Below are 16,674 nucleotides of genomic sequence, written 5' to 3'. Positions count from 1 at the left end.
TATTTTGAGTGTAAGAATGGACGCAATTATCATTGAAGGTTTGAAAGTTGAGACTGTCGTCGGCTGTTTCAATTGGGAGCGTCAGATTATTCAGCCTTTGATGCTCGACCTCAATATTCAAACCAGTTTAGCGCAGGCGGCTCAGTCAGATGAGCTTGAAGATACCTTGAATTATGCTGAAATTTGCGAAATATCAGCCAAAGTCATTCAAACTGCTCAACCTAAATTGATCGAACATGCAGCAAAACTGGTGATTGATGCACTTTTTGCTACCTATGACAGCATTGAATCTATTATGATTAGCATCCGGAAGCCTGCCATTATCGCGCAAGCCAATTCTGTAGGAATTCGTCTTGAACGCCACCGAAACGATTTTCGCCCTAGCTCTGGCGAGTAATTTCAATCCCAAACCGCATTTTCAACAGGCTTTACGTCAAATTCAGGCTTTGGGTCATGTTGAATTTTCCAAAATTTATGTGATTCCTTGTCGTGATGGCATTGGGGCGGATTATTGGAATGCAGCTTGTTTGGTGAAAAGCAGTTTATCTGTAGATGAAATCAGCACCTTACTGAAAAAAATGGAAGCAGACTCAGGTCGTGTTCGTCCGTCTCATAATATCGCTTTGGATCTGGATCTGATCGCGTGGGGCGAAAGCTTAGCGCACATGCAATTTAATCCGAAAAAACTGCCTTTAGCACTCGATGTTAAAATACCAATGTTCGACATTTGGAAAAATGAAATGTTTGAACATCCAGCACATCAATTTCCTATGGTGAGTTGCCAAAAAGTTTTAGTGGATTGAGCGAATGAAACGAAATGTTTTCAATGCACATGAGTGATATTTCAAACTGACCTGAAATACGCTAGATAAACAATAACAAAAATATTCAAATCCTGTCATGGTATGAGCTAGCGTATAGGCTGTCGCAGGATTACATTATCTTTTTAGCTTCAAAATAATGATATGAACTGGACTGATCTGATTCAGCACTATGGCTATATTGCGATTTTTATTGGCACATTGTTTGAAGGAGAAACAGTGCTGATGATTGGCGCCTATGCCGTCCATCAACACATACTTCATTTTCCAATGTTGATTGCGGTGGCGATGTTAGGCAGTTTTATTGGCGATCAGTTTTATTATCAAATGGGCGCTCGCTATGGGCAAAAACTTATCCAATCAAATGCGGTATTTGCACAAAAATTCGATCGTGCGAGCCAGTTTATTGAACGTTATCCTATTTTGACCATTTTATTTATGCGCTTTGCTGGGTTTTAGAACTATTTTACCTATTGCAGTTGGTGTGCGTGCTTATCCTATTTGGAAATATGTGCTGATTAATCTGGTTGCCTGTTTTATTTGGGCGATGTTGGTCGCAACGATTGGCTTCCAAATCAGTCATTATTTACATCTATTTTGGGCGAAAATGCTGCCTTATCATCAAGATATTTACATCGTTATTGCCGTTATTTTATGTATCGTATTCTTCCGTGTGCTCTATACGGTTTTGAAGTGGTGGTGTAAGCATCATCAACATTGATAAAGTGAACGTGGCTGATCTGATAAAGTCGTCAAGACATAATTAAAAGATTTAAAGGGATATTTAGTGAGAGCAATATGGGCTTAGGTTATGGTGCGGGTGCGGGAGGTTTTCTTATTATTTGCTTTGCGATTTTGGTGCTATTTATTGTCATTGCCATTTGGTTGAGTTGGAATAATTGGTATAAAAAGCAAAAAAATCGACCATATAAAGTAAATGCGGTACTTAAAATTGGTTTATCTGGCGTATTGTTTTTCCCTTTATTTGTTGCAGTAACGCTTGGATTGTTTGTGATTTCAGATCTTAGTTCTGACTATGCAGAGTGGCAGCATCAAAAGAAAATTTATATACAGTTGCAGGAACCCTTAAACTTTGGAGAGGTTGTATTACCTGAAGGCACGTGGATTAACCGATCATTTGAAACCGACTATACTCTGGAGCAGATGACTGATATTCGTCAAGGTTTGACATCGGTTCGTTTTCCACAGCCTATTCAAATAGCTGGATTTGATGTTATTGCATTTGAGCTACATCGCCATTTATTGCTTGAGTTGGTACATGATCAAACCGTTATGATGAATAACCAAAAAGAAATTTGTCCGGCAGGATGGCTGCTTGAGTTAGGTGGAGCAGGTTATCCGTCCACTGCACAACGTTATAGTTTGAATTTTGATTGGTTTACACCAAGTCGATGGCAGCCTATAAACTGTTTTGATGGTGAAGGAATTATTGTATTAAAGTCAAAAGATTTCTCATAAAAAAGCCTGCATCATTGCAGGCTTTTTTTCACTATTTATAAAACTTAGCGACAATCATTAGAAAAGCATTAAATGTAATAACTGGTTTTGGTCATCAGCTTAGAAATACCAGTCATGGCAATACGAACTGGAACAGGAAGGTCTACACCACCTGCATTGAGTGCTGTATCACGGTGATGCAGCTCATCTTCATTCATTTGCACTAAGATTTTACGTGAACGTTCGTCTTGTTCAGGAAGTTGGCGGATGTGATCTTCTAAATGCAGGCTCACTTGGCGCTCAGTTTCAGCGACAAAACCTAGGCTGTATTTATCACCGGCAATACCCGCCAATGCGCCCATTCCAAAAGAAAGGCCGTACCAAACAGGGTTGAGCAGACTGGTATGGCTGTCTAATTCTTTTAAGCGGTCTTCACACCATGCTAGATGGTCTTGTTCTTCAATCGCTGCTTGTTCCATTTCACGGCGGACATTTGGCAGTTTAGCGGTGAGTGCTTGGCCATGATAAAGCGCTTGGGCACAAACTTCACCACTATGGTTGACCCGCATTAGACCTGCCACATGGCGTGCTTCGCTGACTGCAAGTTGGGTTTTTTCAGCAACAGACGGATTTTCACGATGTGCAGCTGTTGCTCCGGGAACTAAACTACGTAAGGCTTGATCAAAAGAATGAATAAGTTTGTCGATACCTGTGAATTGACGCATGGATTAATCCTCCAAAGAGACTTGCGTAGTTTTAAGCAAAGGTTTGATGCGTAATAGCAGCCAAATACAAAAGATTGCACTGAGCACTGCGGTTATACAAAAAAGTATTTTAATATCAATCTTTAAAACACTCAGAATGATAATTGAAAATATAGCAGAAGATACCATAAATACCGCATTTAAAATGTTGTTTGCGGCAACGACTCGCGCACGATGTGAGCGTGGAGAATAAGCTTGCATCATGGCATATAGTGGAACAATGTAAAAACCACCGCTAATCCCCAATAAAGTCACGGCAATCATGACATGGTAATAGCTCCACCCTTGATGAAATACTTCCGATAAGGTAATAAGTGGGCCAGTTTGAGTCGGGACGAGGGTCAAACTAAATGCTAAATACAGTGCAAATACCGTTAAACCGACAGCACCGATGGGAACCATCTTAATATTGACTTGAGTGCCGCCCAATTTACGACAAAGCAATGAACCTACGCCCACACCGACAGAGAAAAAGGTCAATAGCAAGCTAACGACATTTTCAGAGGCATGTAGATTTTGCTGAGTCATTTGTGGAATTTGGGTGAGGTAGGTTGCACCATAAAACCAATACCACGAGTTCCCCAATAAAATAGTAAAAATCAGCGGCAAACTTTTGGCATATTTCATCGTTTGGTAACTAGTTCGGAAAAAGTTCCAATCGATTTTTAAATCTGGTGTAGTGACATTTTGCTTAAGAATAAAACGACTGGTGATATAACCTAAAATGGCGATGGTCATTACGGTCAGGCTGATCCACAATAAATTGCCTTGTGATGAAGCAATCACAGCACCACCCAAAATCATCCCGAATAAAATCGCCATGGATGTTGCAGATTGGAACAGCGCATTGCCTGACATTAGCTCATTGGGTTTTAAAATTTCAGGCAAAATCGCATATTTGATTGGACCAAAAAATGTCGAATGGGTTCCCATCAAAAATAGAGCCAACAATAACAACCATAAATGACCGGTCAGAAAGCCAATGCTGCCGATGACCATGATGATAATTTCTAAAATTTTGATACCACGGACAAGTTGTGAACGTTCAAACTTATCTGCGATCTGTCCCGCTGTCGCTGAAAAAATAAAGTAGGGTAAAATAAACAATAATGCAGCTAGATTGTTTAGCGTGCTGATGGGTAATGCCTGTTGTTGGATTAATCCATAGGTGATGACCAACAATAAAGCCTGTTTGTAGACATTGTCATTGAGGGCCCCAAAAAATTGGGTCAAAAACATAGGCAGGAAACGGCGTGTACCTAGCAGATGTTCGTTGTTATTCATAAGCGTCTTGCTACATTAAGTTTTATTAAGAAATGTGAGTGATTGGTAAAATCTCTAAAAAAATCATGTAATATGTTTTTGAGTTTGGGGATGGCGAAAAACCAATAGATATAAGATCTTTAGCTCTACATCTGATTGACTAAGTCCATTACATAATGAAATTTGTTAGAGTTTGCTATGCCTGCAAAAATCAAGTTTAAAAAAACAATGCTTCATCACAGTATGGCTCACTGCATACGACAGCATCATAGCAATAAAAGTCTATATATGAGCATCTTTTTGACCTTGTGTGCTCAGCATAGTTTCGCCCAAACTCCCGCGGAAACTGTTCCAACCTCTGCAGATACAAAAGCAGAGATTGTTACTGAAATCAAGGATGAGGCTGTAAAGCAAGGGCTGTCGACGCCTGAAGCAATTGAAAAAATTGAAAATATAAATGAGCCGGAAGAATCTGTTGATAGCATGAAAATGCTGCAAGAACAGCAGCAAGCAGGAACACAACTACAAGAATTTAAACCCATTGAGTTTGAAGATTTAGAAAACTTACCCGTGACACCTGTTGATCAAAACATGGCGAATGAAATCTTCCAAGTTGCTGAAGAAGCCAAACGTCAGGCGCAGGAGTACCGTGCGACACAACAAACAGAAGTTGCTGTTGCGGACATTACCCAAAAAGAGTTAACGGAAATTAACCAAGCGCCAGTCAATATTGATCAGCTCATGAGTGAAATTCGCTCTGATAATGAAATTACTGCAACACAAAATGAAAATGCCAGTACGCTGCAAGAGCTGAATAATCCAACCGTGGAAGATGATGCAGAGCCAGGTATTTTCAAGCGCTTATTATATAAAGTACGTCCGCCACGTCAGATGAATACGGCAAAAGTGCCACGAATTAGTGCGGATGTTGAAATTACCTCAGCACATAATACCAGTCAGACTTCGAGTAAGGCTTACGGTGCGGCGCTGGAAGATCTCAAAGCCAATATTAAAGGCAAGCTTTCAAGTTTTACTCAAGAGTCTTTTAGCGATTTTCCATCGGCTTTGCCTCAATTACGCAGCTTGTCCAATCAAGCTGCACAAGCTGTAGGTTTTTATCAGTCAGAATTCAAATTTGAAAAAGTGTCTGATAGTAAAGTTCGTGTATTGGTTACACCAAATACGCCTGTGCAAATTCAAAAGCAAAATATTGAATTTTCAGGGGCTGGAGCTAATCAAGCTCAGTTTCAGGTGATTGGTGTTTTACCAGATCAGGAAGAAGGTGACATTCTTAATCATGGTGAATACGAAACGACGAAAGGCCGAATTAATGATGCAGCAACTAATAACGGTTATTTCGACTCGTACTGGCGTTTGCACGATGTAAGAGTGGCTCAACCACAAAATACAGCCGATATCAATTTGCGATTTGAAACGGGTGAGCGTTATAAGCTTGGCGAAGTCGAATTTCGAATGAGTGATCCTAATGCAGAGTTTCCATTGGATCGCGATATTTTAGAAAGTTTGGTGACGTGGAAAGACGGTGCTGACTATACTTTCTGGCGTGTGAATGGTTTGGCTAACAACCTGACCAACTCTCGCTATTTTAACTACACCTTAGTTGATGCGATTCGACCAGACCCAATTGAAAAGCCGCTTGAACTGCCACCAGATATTCAGACCTTGGTCGATCAAAATCAGTTGTCTGAAAGTTCACAAGTAGTGAAAGACAAAACGGAAGTGATGTCGAATAAGGAAGTCACGCAAAAAGTGGTTGATGAAGACCAATTTGCGGGGGTGAATGATGCAGAGCAATCCTCTAAATTACGCAGGTTGCAAGATACGCAAGATGCTAAACAAGCAGAACAAGAACGTTTAAAAGCGCAAGCACGTGAAGATAAAAAAGTCCCTGTGATCGTGACACTAAATGCAGATAAGTTGAATAGTGCAGAAATTGGTGCTGGTTTTGGTACCGACACCGGTACACGTGTTCGTGGCCAGTATCGTCGTGCCATTGTAAACAAACGTGGTCATTCTTTTGACGCGAACATGGAAGTATCCAAAATCCGTCAATCGATTGATGGTCGCTATAACATCCCATATAACCATCCATTAAATGACTATGTCAGTTTGGTTGGTGGTTATGAGCGTGAAGAACGTGACGATGTCGGTCAGGGTGTTAATCTTTCGATTGAATCTGCTGTAGCTGGGGTTGACCGGATTATTAAAAACCCACGTGGTAGTTGGCAGCATACCTTTGGTTTACGTTACCGTTTGGACCGTATTACCGATGACGGCCTAAGTCCTAGTGATGACATTCCAGATGCGTTCTTGGTAAATACCAACAATGAACAGCAGTCTTTGATGTTTGGCTATGAAATTTCTCGAACCGACTCTGATAAACGTGTGAATCCGAGTAAAGGGATTAAGCAAACCTATAAAGTTGAAGTCGGAAGTGAAAGCTTACTTTCAGATGCTGACATGGCGATCTTGAATGCGGGCTGGCGCTTTATTTATTCATTGGGTGAAAATGATAATCACCAGTTCGTTGGGCGCAGTGATTTAGGTTATATTCTGACAGAGAACTTTGATAAAGTTCCTTATAACTTACGCTACTTTACCGGTGGTGACCAAACCATTCGCGGCTTTGATTATAAGAGTTTAGCTGCCGAAGAAAATGGCTATAAAATTGGTGGTCAAGTCTTGGCAACGGGTTCATTAGAATATAACTACCAATTTAAAGAAGGCTGGCGTGCTGCGGTCTTTAGTGACTTTGGTAATGCGTACGATAAAGACTTCAATACACCGACTGCATATAGTGCCGGTGTGGGGATACGTTGGGCTTCTCCAATTGGCCCAATTCGTTTAGATGTCGCTACCGGACTTTCTGACGACAGCAAACCAATTCGTTTACATTTCTTTATTGGTTCACAATTATAATTTTTAGGTGATGTGTTTTTTATGACTGAACAAGAACAGCAAGAACCAGAAAACGAAACGCCGGTAGAGCAACTGCCGAAGAAGCGTCGTATTCTTCGAAGTGTCATTTTGACCTTCGTGTTCGTGCTTATCTTTTTGGTGGCTGCATTAGCAGTCATGTTCTCTACAGACAAAGGCAGTAAGTTTTTACTTGACCGTGTTCTGGAACGTCAGCAAATCATTCACTATGAATATGAAGGTGGTAACCTGTGGCGGGGCATTATTCTACGAAATGTCCTCGTTACGCTAAAACCTGTCGATGTAAAAATTGACCGTGCCGATATTACACTCGGTTGGCGTGCCATTATTAATAAAGAAATTCACTTAAATAAGGCAGATGTTAAAAATCTGCAAATTATTACCAAGACACCACCTAGCGATAAACCTTTTGCATTTAGTGAAATCCGTCTGCCGTTCGTCCTTCGTGTCGATCATGCAGATCTAGATCATATGCTGATTAAAACGCATAGTTCAGGTGTGGATTTTTATGATATTGAATTAAATGAAGCGCTTTGGTCTGGGACGGAATTAAAATTTGAAGATACCCGTATGGATATGGGCTATTTATCTGTGCGCCAAGCGTCTGGGAATATGAAGTTTGAAGGTAAATATCCGCTAAATGCTGTGGGGATTGTCAACTTACCTTCACTACGTGAAAGCTTGAACATTCATGATATTCAAGTGGTGGCTAAAGGATCGTTGGATACAATTCAAGCCGGTGTGGCAACACATACCCCAGATCTTTTAACTGGTTGGGCTGTGGTCCATCCGATGCGTCCACATGTTCCAATGTTTGGTGCGCTCAAATTTAAAAACTATCATTTACCGTTACTGACTGAGCAAAAGCTTTTTGCTAAAAATGGTCTGGCAAAATTCAAAGGGGATATTCAGCGTCTCAATTTAGATTTAGATACGGACCTGAGCGGGGCCAATATTCCTGAGGGTAAATATACTGCGCTCATGAGTACGGACTTGGTCAACCAACTTGATATTACTAACCTAAATGGTCAAGTGATGGGCGGCGCTGTCAATTTGGGCGGCGTGGTGAGTTGGAAAGATCAGGTTGCTTGGGATGTAAGCGGTCGTTTAGATAAAATTAATCCAAAACATAAGTTGATTCCGCAGGTGGTTCAAGATTTTCTACCTGTAAATTTAAACAGTAAGATTGCGTCTAAAGGCACCCTTGAAAAAGGCATGCACCTGATGGCGTTGGTGGATTTTGATCAATATGAAACTTGGAATTTAAAACTCGATCAAGCGCCTGCCAAAAATAATAAAGCTCAGCCGATGCTGATGGATGTGTCTTGGAAAAATATAGATCGTGCAGTGCCATATGTTGGATGGTTGAGTAGTGATTCGGGCAATGTGCAATTGGCGCTTACAGAAGGTCAGCAGAACATTAATGTGGCGACCACAGTGTCACGACATGAAAAAGGTGCTCTGCCTGCTGGACAATATCAAGCCAAATTGAATCTGAAAAATAACAATCTCAATGTCCCTGCCTTTAGTTATGTGGCCGACAAAGGTCAGCTCAAAGGTAACGCAGTTGTAGAATTGCCTGATCAAAAACGTATGCTGAAATGGCAAGCCAATGTACAAGCACAGCAGTTCAATCCACAAACCATCGTGGCTGCTGCGCCTGTCGATCAAATTACAGGGTCATTAAAAGCCAATGGTTATGCAAAACCAAATCAACAGATTATTCAGCTGAATAATATTGATTTGTTAGGCCGACTAGCACAGCAAAATGAAACGGTTCACTTAACAGGTCAATCTACTGCTGCGCTGACTTTCCATGATGAGAAACAAGGGGGAGGCTTTAAAGCTTTTGCTGTGAATTATGATGGTGGCCTCAATGCAAGCCAAGTTGCCGCAAGTAAAGGCAGTTTGATTTTCAAAGTATCTGGCACACCTGAATTAATTAAAATAGCCGAGCTGCGTCATGATGGCGTGGCAGGTAAAATTTCTGCCAATGGACAAGTTTTACTACAAAAAGCCATTGGTTGGGATATTAATGCATCACTGGTGCATTTTAAGCCGCATTATTTTGCCTCAAATGTACGGGGTGAATTATCTGGAAATTTAAAAACCAATGGTGTGTGGTCAGATGCGCTAAAACGAATTCAAATTGAACGTCTGAATTTGGCAGGTATGATCAATAACAAACCTGTCCGTGGTCAAGGTAACTTGGCGATGGTGATTAATTCAAATCAATCCGGCTTTATGCCAAAACAGTTTGAAGCGAATAATTTGCTGTTGGCTTATGCCAATAACCAAATTCAAGCCACTGGTAATGCACAAAATTTACAATTGAAAATTAATGCACCAGCGTTATATGAAATTTATGCAGGTCTACGTGGACGTGCTTATGGCTACTTAAATGTTCAAGCACAGCCACGACTGCAAGCATCTGCCAATATCGCAATAGATGATTTTGCTTTTAATAATTTATTCAGTGTGAAAAAAATACGGGTGCAAGGCGAGTTGCCAACTTCTGCGACTTCACCAAGTTTATTAACGGCAACGATGGATAATTTACGCAGTAACAACCGTGAGATTGTAAAAGGTCAAATTTCACTGGCCGGTACACGTAATGCGCATTTATTAAAAGTCAGTGCTGAAAATAAATTATCAAAATTTTATGTGCAGTTAGCTGGTGGTTTTAACGCACAAAATAATTGGCTTGGTCAGATTCAAAAAGGCGATTTTGACTCCTTGCGTACACGTCTTGTGCAGCGTCAAAATGCATCGATTATTTACAACACTGCACAGTCTGACTTATTTGTTGGCGCGCATTGTTGGATGAGTCAGCAAAGTGAATTATGTTTTGATCAGCCGATTCGTGTGAATAAAAACCGCGGCAATGTATCCTTTGTGACAAAGAACCTAGACTTAAATGATTTTGCAGCATTTATGCCTGAAGGCCTGGCGATTACGGGTAAAGTGAATGGTTATGCAAAAGCGTCTTGGGGGAAAGGTGCAAAACCTAAAATTGATGCACGTTTAGTGACTCGTGACGGTTTACTTGGTTTAGCCGCTGAAGATCCACAGTATTTAGCATCCACTTTAAAATATGATGAAGTTGGCTTGATTGCGAAAAGTGTCGCTGAAGGGCTACAAATTCGACTCGATACCAAAGCCCCAGATATTGGTACAGGTTATGCCAATATTATTATTGATCCGTATAAAGCCAATAAACCGATCCGTGGTGAAGTGGCCTTTAACCAAGTTCAATTGAAAATCTTAAAACCATTTATACAAGATGTCCGTTCAATGGGCGGTACGTTGTCTTATGCGGCAAAAATTAGTGGAACATTGTCTCAGCCTTTAATGGATGGTGAGATTCGAGTGAAAAATGGCTCGATTAGCATGATTTCATTACCTGTGAACTTGACCAATATTCAGTTGTATTCTGCTGTACGTCAAAACCACGCGACGATTGATGGTGCATTTAACAGTGGGCGTGGTGTAGGCAAATTAACCGGAAATATTGACTGGAAAAATGATCCACGTATCCAGTTGAATTTAACGGGTAATGAAATGTTGGTCCGTCAAGCGCCATTGATCACCGCTGTTGTAACGCCTGATTTATCTTTAGATGTGCTGCCTTTCAGTAAGAAATTAACCTTAAAAGGTAAAATTGATGTGCCGCGCGCATTGATTTCGATGCCGGAATCTTCTGCAACAGTGGTTGGGGTATCTTCAGATGTACGTGTGGTACATGAAGGTGATAACCAACTTGAGATCTTAAAATCGGCACGTCCTTGGGATATTCGCGCTGACGTACAGGTGAATATTGGTAATCAAGTGATTTTCCAAGGTTTTGATAGCCGAATTCCGTTGATTGGTCGTTTGAATTTGACACAACGTGGTTTAGAAACAGCAATGCGTGCCAATGGTGCAATCGGTGTTTCCCAGCGTGTGAAAATCGAAGCTTATGGTCAAAGTCTGGACTTGAACCGTGCGATTGCCCGTTTCAATGGACCATTGGCGAACCCAACTTTAGATATTGATGCCAATAAAGCCGTACAAGGCAGTACCGTTGGTGTTCGTGTGACGGGTACAGCATCAAGTCCTGCAATTCAGGTGTATAACGATGCAGGTCTGTCTGAACAAGAAGCCTTAAATGCCTTAATTACAGGTCGTATTAATGAAGGAAGTTCAGGTTTAAGTCAGGCGGAAGGTTTCCGTTCTGATGTGAACAACACGATTGCTGCAGCCGGTATTAGTATGGGCTTGGGTGGTACACGTGCATTGACCAATCAAATTGGTCGTACATTTGGTTTGAGTGGTTTGGCATTGGATGCTCAAGGAACAGGGGATGATACTCAGGTTTCTGTGACTGGTTATATCACACCTGACTTATTCATTCGTTATGGCGTCGGAGTATTTACACCAGTGAATAAACTGACCTTACGTTATCAAATGAATCAACGTTTGTACTTGGAAGCGAGTCAGTCTTTAGAACGAGCAATCGACTTGTTCTATAATTGGCGCTTCTAAGAGAAGTCAAAATTTGAATATAAAAAAATGCAGCTTAGGCTGCGTTTTTTATGCAAATAATGAATTGAGAAATCAATCTTTAAACGTATCATTCAGTGCCTGTTGTACTGCTTCAACACGAGTCTTGCAGGCTTTATAGGCTTGCATCGACTCTTCAACGATTTTCATAAGATTATCAATATCGGGTTCTTGCTGAGATTCGAGTAATTCAGCATTACGTTTTAAAACTTCATAGCCTTCTTTAAAACTTAGAGTATCAGTCGTCATGATTTTTTACCTGTATATGTTGAATGTCAGCCGTGATGACACCGTCTTGCATTTCAATTTCAATCGGTGAATGCGTTGAAGGCTGAAGATTTTTCGTTGCGCGAATGGCGTGACCTTGCTGCCGGACGATGGCATAACCTTTGGAAAGCACATGAGCAGGGTTTTGCAGTAAAGTCTCACGCATGAGTATTTCAATATTCTGTGCAGCTGTTTTAAGTTGTAACTGAGCAAAATAAGCAGTGTTATCTTGGTATTGCTGTAAGAGCCGAGTTGAGTCATTGATTTGACTTTGAGACAAGGTCTTTATGACCTGTAGTAACTGATCATTTTGACTTTGATACAGGGCAATTTGATGTTGAGAGCGCAGTTGAATGCTTTGTAATGCCTCTAAAACTTCCTGAGTTCGCTCAACAATATGATTACGAATCCCCCCGATCACTTTACTCGGGGTGTCGAAAGAACGATGTGCAATTTCATCTAAGATCGTACGGTCTTTTTCATGGCCGATACCGACCCAAATTGGCACGCTACGCTTAGATAGAAGTACAGCCAAATCATAATCATTCAGATAAGCAAGATCGTTAACAGCACCGCCACCACGAATAATCACGATCAAATCTGGCGCAGTTTGAAAGTCATTGGCCCATTGTCTTAAACCCAGTGCTAAAGCATCTCGGATACTTTGTGCTGCGGTATTTCCTTGAAAGGTTGCAGCATGATAGACAAATTCACACACGCCAGCATGTTGTAGCGCATCTGCATCTTTTTTAAAGTCACCTAAGCCAGCCGCATTTTCTGGTGCAATAACCAAGACATGCTGAATATCAAATGGCGCAGGCAAGTTTCGATTTTTATGAATCAGACCTTCGCTGGTGAGCTTTTCTAAAATTTGTTGATAACGTCGAGCCAGATCACCCAAGGTAAAACTCGAATCAATTTCTTCGATATTGACTGAAAAGCCGTACTGCGGGTCAAATTTGGCACGCACTTTAACCAAGACATTTAAGTCACGACTGAGCTCAATGCCGCTTTCACGTTCAAATTTTCCGACAACTTTATTTGCAGTAAATTTCCAAATTGTGGCCTTACAACTGGCAATGACTCTATCACTTTCTTGTTCTTTTTCAGCCAATTCTAGATAGTAATGTCCACCTTTGATGTTTAAATTTCGAATCTCGGCTTTGACCCACACGGCATCATCAAAAGCCAACTGAATGACTTCTTTGACCGCAGATAGGTATTCGCTCAGCGTTAATTGAACATCAGACATAATTTAAAATAGGAGAATATAAAAATGAATATTCATTTAAATACTAAATAAATATTCAGCAATTGCAAATGATCATTTCGGTTAAAACAATAGAAGGACTAAGCGGCGCTACAACATAGTGTTTCATTTCACACGAAGCAGTTCGTTCCAATTACTCAGGTAAGCGGGGGAACACAGATTTTTTTTCATCCGCCATGTTGCAGCATCGTCCTGCGCTAAGCCGATCGAGACAAAATGATGCCCAAATTTTTTTTGAATATCGTCGATGGTGTCGGACAGTTTCAAACGGCTTTGTCTTAACGCCATATCGCAAAACAAATCTGGGGTAAAGTTTTGTTTTGGAATGATTTCTAATAACACCACACCGGCTTTTTTATATTTAAATCCCGCTTTAAAGATTTTTTCGGCGGCACGCGTTGCTGCTTGGGTGATACTAATTAAGTCATCGGTATGCTCATTCAGTGTAATGGCCAGATAAGGTGCGTATTTTTCAGTAGAATTAAAGCGACTCGTTTGAATAAACACTCCCACCATACGACATAGAGAATGATCTGCTCTTAAACGTGTGACGGCTCGCGCGATATATACACGAATAGAGGCTTTAATATCTTCCAGTTCGTAGACTGGCTGACCATAGGAACGACTACTGATAATTTGCTGTTTGCTCGGTGCTTCTTCTTCAATAGACAGACAAGATAGACCTTGCAGTTCCAAGACGGTTTTTTCCATCACCACACTAAATTTTTTTCGAATATCTTTAGGCTGTGCATTGATCAGATCTAAAACATAATGAATGCCAAGCTGATTCAGGGCTTTTGTATGATTGCGACCGACGCCCCAAACTTCATTGACTGGTGTCTGCGCAAGGAGTTGTTCTGAGGAACAAGGGTCCATTTCAACTAAATTGCACACACCGTTCAAATAAGCATTTTTTTTGGCAAAATGGTTGGCCATTTTGGCTTCCGTTTTAGAGCGACCAATCCCGACACAGCAGGTTAAACCTAGCCATTTTAGGATCGTATCTCGTATTTCTTTGGCATATAGGCTCAAATCAAACAGTTCTTGATAGGCAGTGAAATCTAAAAAACACTCATCGATCGAGTAAACTTCACGGTCTTCGGGGCCGACATACAGGCCTAAAATATTCATAAATCGATTAGACATTTCGGTGTAGAGAGCATAGTTACTCGACAACACCTGAACATGATGCTGTTGGATTAAATCCTGAATTTGATAGACCGGCACAGCCATTTTAATACCGAGGTCTTTGGCTTCCTGACTTCGAGATACAACACAGCCATCGTTATTGGACAGCACGACGACAGGGACATTATTGAGCTTTGGGTTAAAGACACGCTCACAACTGACGTAGCAGTTGTTAAGGTCAACTAACGCAAATATTTTATTTGCAGCTTTCATGGTGAATTCTTGTGTTTAGGTGTGTGATGAGCGCTTATAAAATTGCTTTAAATTAAAGGTCACAACACCCTGAACAACGATAGATTCGCTATCTGAAGGGATAATATGCGCATAGGCTGGATTTTCTGCTTTTAGCCAAATTTTGGGTAAGACTTTATTGGGGTCACCAAAAATGTCGGCAATTTCTTCTTTTGACATTTTTGCGGTGATCATCAATCGCTTTAAGGTGATTTCACGATTATCAATCAGTGCAACCACGATATCGCCATGTTTGGCTTCTAAGCTACGATCGACTAAAAAAGTATCATTAATTTCAAAGCCGGCGTTGAGTAAAGACTCGCTATCGACATGCGCAATAAATGTAGCGAGCGGGTTAATTACCAAATAATCATTTAGGTCTAAGACTTTTTCAAAAACATCTTTATTGGCGAAAGCTGGGCCAGCAGGAATACGTTCCAAGGCAACGGGAAGTTCAATACGGGTATTTTTCTGAACAGGCTGAACATTGAGCGAAGAATCCAAAAATGGATCCATAGATAGTTCTTGAGATTGCCTTTCAAGCAGGGCATTGATGGTGGGACTGGGTTTGCCATCTGCGCCCATGAGCTGTTGCAAAGACGACCAAGCTTCGTCCGAAAAATAAATCGGCAGTTTTTTTGACATATTTTGCTCCTACGCAACGTGGCGTGTTTGAAGAAAAGTACTTTTTTAGCATACGCGTTGAGCAGGTCATTTTTCAAATTTATAAAACCTTTAAAATCAAAGCTGCGACAAGTTTAGTCGTTTTAAATATTGCAAAAATCATCATCAGTTCAAAGAAAATGACGTTCTGTATTTTGAACATAGGGCACATTGCTGCCTAATTACAGAAAGTGGAATGACAACTAAAAATTTCAATAAACAACTCGTTTATTTGGCACAAACTTGATAAGTTAAATTTTTATATTCAGAAATAGACATGATGAAAAATATATGGATTTTAGCTGCACTGACAGCATTTATGGCGGGTTGTAGTACAACACAGCAAACTGAAACGACACCAGAAAAAATTGGTATGGCAAATCCAGCCAGCCAGTATTGTGTAGAACAAAAAGGTAAACTTGAAATTCGTGATGAAGCAAATGCTCAGGTCGGGTATTGCCATCTGCCAAACGGACAAGTGGTTGAAGAGTGGGCATTATTCCGTAGTAGCCAAACTGAATGTGTAGCTGATAAGGCTAAGACGCTGATTGGCCAAGCAAAATTGACTGAAGATCAGATCAAGGCGATTAGCCAAGCTCAAATTGTCCGTTTAGTAAAACCTGGGCAGCCAGTAACAATGGATTATCGTGTAGAGCGCGTCACCGTCACTGTAAATCCAATCAATAAAAAGATTATTCAAGCAACTTGTGGTTAATTCAAACGCATAAAAAAGGCCCGAAAGGGCTTTTTTTGTTTGTTCGGCTACAACTAATTTAAATGACAAATCCATTACGATCTTTTATATTGCCCCTCGTAAGGAGAAGTTCATGAAAAAGTTATTTGCTTTATCCGTTATGGTGGCTTTGGTCGGCTGTGCTGAAAAAAAACCATTAACCCCTGAAGAGCAGTGGCAGGGTTACTGCCGCAGTGTAGGTAATGCTGCACGTACGATTATGTTAGATCGTCAAAATGCAATTGAAAAAGACAAAGCAGTTGAGCATGCCAACAAAATTGAGGATGAAACCACCAAAGGATTTATCCTGAACATCATTGATGAAGTTTATGCCTTGCCGCAAGCTGAGATTAATACTGATGTTGAAAAAGCACGTGAAAAAATTCGTGCTGAGTTTACTGAAAAATGTATCGCAACACCGCATACTGAAATGCCAGATTATAAACCGTTCTAAGGAACGGTTTTTTATGCGAGAAAGCGCGTAAAGCAAAACCTAAAGGCTCTATTCAGCAGTGA

At 40.7% G+C, this 16,674-nt stretch carries 15 protein-coding genes; 9 read left to right on the top strand and 6 right to left on the bottom strand.

What is annotated here, in order from left to right; all coding sequences use genetic code 11:
• Positions 1 to 16: 16 nt before the first annotated feature.
• The 5 genes from folB to FTT92_RS11055 all read left to right on the top strand — a co-directional run bounded on the left by folB (position 17) and on the right by FTT92_RS11055 (position 2,300).
• Complete coding sequence (gene folB, locus FTT92_RS11070; protein WP_180004951.1) at positions 17 to 397, top strand: dihydroneopterin aldolase; 381 nt, start codon at positions 17 to 19, stop codon at positions 395 to 397.
• On the top strand, positions 354 to 803 hold the full coding sequence (locus FTT92_RS11065) for a 2-amino-4-hydroxy-6-hydroxymethyldihydropteridine diphosphokinase (RefSeq protein WP_078193947.1): 450 nt from the start codon (positions 354 to 356) through the stop codon (positions 801 to 803). Before folB ends, FTT92_RS11065 begins: the two co-directional genes overlap by 44 nt.
• Before the next feature lie 162 nt (positions 804 to 965).
• The gene (locus tag FTT92_RS16760; RefSeq protein ID WP_257231683.1) at positions 966 to 1,280 is read left to right on the top strand and encodes a DedA family protein; all 315 of its coding nucleotides are present in this window, start codon (positions 966 to 968) and stop codon (positions 1,278 to 1,280) included.
• Between the two features lie 25 nt (positions 1,281 to 1,305).
• Positions 1,306 to 1,542: a hypothetical protein gene (locus FTT92_RS16755; RefSeq protein WP_257231682.1), complete on the top strand. Its 237-nt coding sequence runs from the start codon at positions 1,306 to 1,308 to the stop codon at positions 1,540 to 1,542.
• Positions 1,543 to 1,619: 77 nt separating this feature from the next.
• The gene (locus tag FTT92_RS11055) at positions 1,620 to 2,300 is read left to right on the top strand and encodes a hypothetical protein (protein ID WP_180172131.1); all 681 of its coding nucleotides are present in this window, start codon (positions 1,620 to 1,622) and stop codon (positions 2,298 to 2,300) included.
• Positions 2,301 to 2,368: 68 nt separating this feature from the next.
• Here FTT92_RS11055 and coq7 read toward each other — a convergent pair whose 3' ends face one another.
• The gene (coq7, locus tag FTT92_RS11050; protein WP_180035796.1) at positions 2,369 to 3,004 is read right to left on the bottom strand and encodes a 2-polyprenyl-3-methyl-6-methoxy-1,4-benzoquinone monooxygenase; all 636 of its coding nucleotides are present in this window, start codon (positions 3,002 to 3,004) and stop codon (positions 2,369 to 2,371) included.
• 3 nt (positions 3,005 to 3,007) lie between these two features.
• Positions 3,008 to 4,327, bottom strand: a complete 1,320-nt coding sequence (locus FTT92_RS11045; RefSeq protein ID WP_180172130.1) for an MFS transporter — start codon at positions 4,325 to 4,327, stop codon at positions 3,008 to 3,010.
• 177 nt (positions 4,328 to 4,504) lie between these two features.
• Between FTT92_RS11045 and FTT92_RS11040 the strand changes: the two genes are divergently transcribed.
• Positions 4,505 to 7,246 (top strand): autotransporter assembly complex family protein, encoded by a 2,742-nt coding sequence (locus FTT92_RS11040; RefSeq protein WP_180172129.1) that lies wholly within the window; start codon positions 4,505 to 4,507, stop codon positions 7,244 to 7,246.
• Positions 7,247 to 7,267: 21 nt separating this feature from the next.
• Positions 7,268 to 11,788 carry a translocation/assembly module TamB domain-containing protein gene (locus FTT92_RS11035; RefSeq protein ID WP_180172128.1) on the top strand — a complete coding sequence of 1,507 codons (4,521 nt, stop codon included), beginning with the start codon at positions 7,268 to 7,270 and terminating at the stop codon, positions 11,786 to 11,788.
• A 72-nt stretch (positions 11,789 to 11,860) separates the two neighbouring features.
• Here FTT92_RS11035 and xseB read toward each other — a convergent pair whose 3' ends face one another.
• From xseB to FTT92_RS11015, 4 genes are all read right to left on the bottom strand, one after another.
• Positions 11,861 to 12,055: an exodeoxyribonuclease VII small subunit gene (gene xseB, locus FTT92_RS11030; RefSeq protein ID WP_078188551.1), complete on the bottom strand. Its 195-nt coding sequence runs from the start codon at positions 12,053 to 12,055 to the stop codon at positions 11,861 to 11,863.
• Positions 12,045 to 13,325 carry an exodeoxyribonuclease VII large subunit gene (xseA, locus tag FTT92_RS11025; protein ID WP_180131829.1) on the bottom strand — a complete coding sequence of 427 codons (1,281 nt, stop codon included), beginning with the start codon at positions 13,323 to 13,325 and terminating at the stop codon, positions 12,045 to 12,047. The genes xseB and xseA overlap by 11 nt, the downstream gene beginning before the upstream one ends.
• A gap of 123 nt (positions 13,326 to 13,448) precedes the next feature.
• Positions 13,449 to 14,744 carry a Y-family DNA polymerase gene (locus FTT92_RS11020; RefSeq protein ID WP_078193941.1) on the bottom strand — a complete coding sequence of 432 codons (1,296 nt, stop codon included), beginning with the start codon at positions 14,742 to 14,744 and terminating at the stop codon, positions 13,449 to 13,451.
• A gap of 15 nt (positions 14,745 to 14,759) precedes the next feature.
• Positions 14,760 to 15,407, bottom strand: a complete 648-nt coding sequence (locus tag FTT92_RS11015) for a LexA family transcriptional regulator (RefSeq protein ID WP_078193940.1) — start codon at positions 15,405 to 15,407, stop codon at positions 14,760 to 14,762.
• Positions 15,408 to 15,705: 298 nt separating this feature from the next.
• On the opposite strand from FTT92_RS11015, the gene FTT92_RS11010 reads away from it, so the two are divergent.
• Together FTT92_RS11010 and FTT92_RS11005 are read left to right on the top strand one after the other, a co-directional pair.
• A complete protein-coding gene (locus FTT92_RS11010; RefSeq protein WP_180004959.1) occupies positions 15,706 to 16,140 on the top strand; it encodes an I78 family peptidase inhibitor in 435 nt (144 codons plus the stop codon).
• 112 nt (positions 16,141 to 16,252) lie between these two features.
• On the top strand, positions 16,253 to 16,612 hold the full coding sequence (locus tag FTT92_RS11005; RefSeq protein WP_078193938.1) for a hypothetical protein: 360 nt from the start codon (positions 16,253 to 16,255) through the stop codon (positions 16,610 to 16,612).
• Positions 16,613 to 16,674: the final 62 nt, after the last annotated feature.

The sequence above is a fragment of the Acinetobacter sp. YH12023 genome (genome assembly GCF_013420135.1).
In the GTDB taxonomy this organism is placed as follows: Bacteria; Pseudomonadota; Gammaproteobacteria; order Pseudomonadales; family Moraxellaceae; genus Acinetobacter; species Acinetobacter amyesii.
The sequence above is the reverse complement of the archived record's forward strand: the minus strand, read 5'-3'. Positions and strand labels throughout refer to the sequence as shown.

Bases quoted from the DNA above. Each gene is read 5' to 3' on its own strand.
- xseA (WP_180131829.1), bottom strand. From the start codon at position 13,325: ATGTCTGATGTTCAATTAACGCTGAGCGAATACCTATCTGCGGTCAAA.
- FTT92_RS11015 (WP_078193940.1), bottom strand. From the start codon at position 15,407: ATGTCAAAAAAACTGCCGATTTATTTTTCGGACGAAGCTTGGTCGTCT.
- FTT92_RS11040 (WP_180172129.1), top strand. From the start codon at position 4,505: ATGCCTGCAAAAATCAAGTTTAAAAAAACAATGCTTCATCACAGTATG.
- coq7 (WP_180035796.1), bottom strand. From the start codon at position 3,004: ATGCGTCAATTCACAGGTATCGACAAACTTATTCATTCTTTTGATCAA.
- FTT92_RS11010 (WP_180004959.1), top strand. From the start codon at position 15,706: ATGAAAAATATATGGATTTTAGCTGCACTGACAGCATTTATGGCGGGT.
- xseB (WP_078188551.1), bottom strand. From the start codon at position 12,055: ATGACGACTGATACTCTAAGTTTTAAAGAAGGCTATGAAGTTTTAAAA.
- FTT92_RS11045 (WP_180172130.1), bottom strand. From the start codon at position 4,327: ATGAATAACAACGAACATCTGCTAGGTACACGCCGTTTCCTGCCTATG.
- FTT92_RS11035 (WP_180172128.1), top strand. From the start codon at position 7,268: ATGACTGAACAAGAACAGCAAGAACCAGAAAACGAAACGCCGGTAGAG.
- FTT92_RS11020 (WP_078193941.1), bottom strand. From the start codon at position 14,744: ATGAAAGCTGCAAATAAAATATTTGCGTTAGTTGACCTTAACAACTGC.
- folB (WP_180004951.1), top strand. From the start codon at position 17: ATGGACGCAATTATCATTGAAGGTTTGAAAGTTGAGACTGTCGTCGGC.
- FTT92_RS11055 (WP_180172131.1), top strand. From the start codon at position 1,620: ATGGGCTTAGGTTATGGTGCGGGTGCGGGAGGTTTTCTTATTATTTGC.
- FTT92_RS16760 (WP_257231683.1), top strand. From the start codon at position 966: ATGAACTGGACTGATCTGATTCAGCACTATGGCTATATTGCGATTTTT.
- FTT92_RS11005 (WP_078193938.1), top strand. From the start codon at position 16,253: ATGAAAAAGTTATTTGCTTTATCCGTTATGGTGGCTTTGGTCGGCTGT.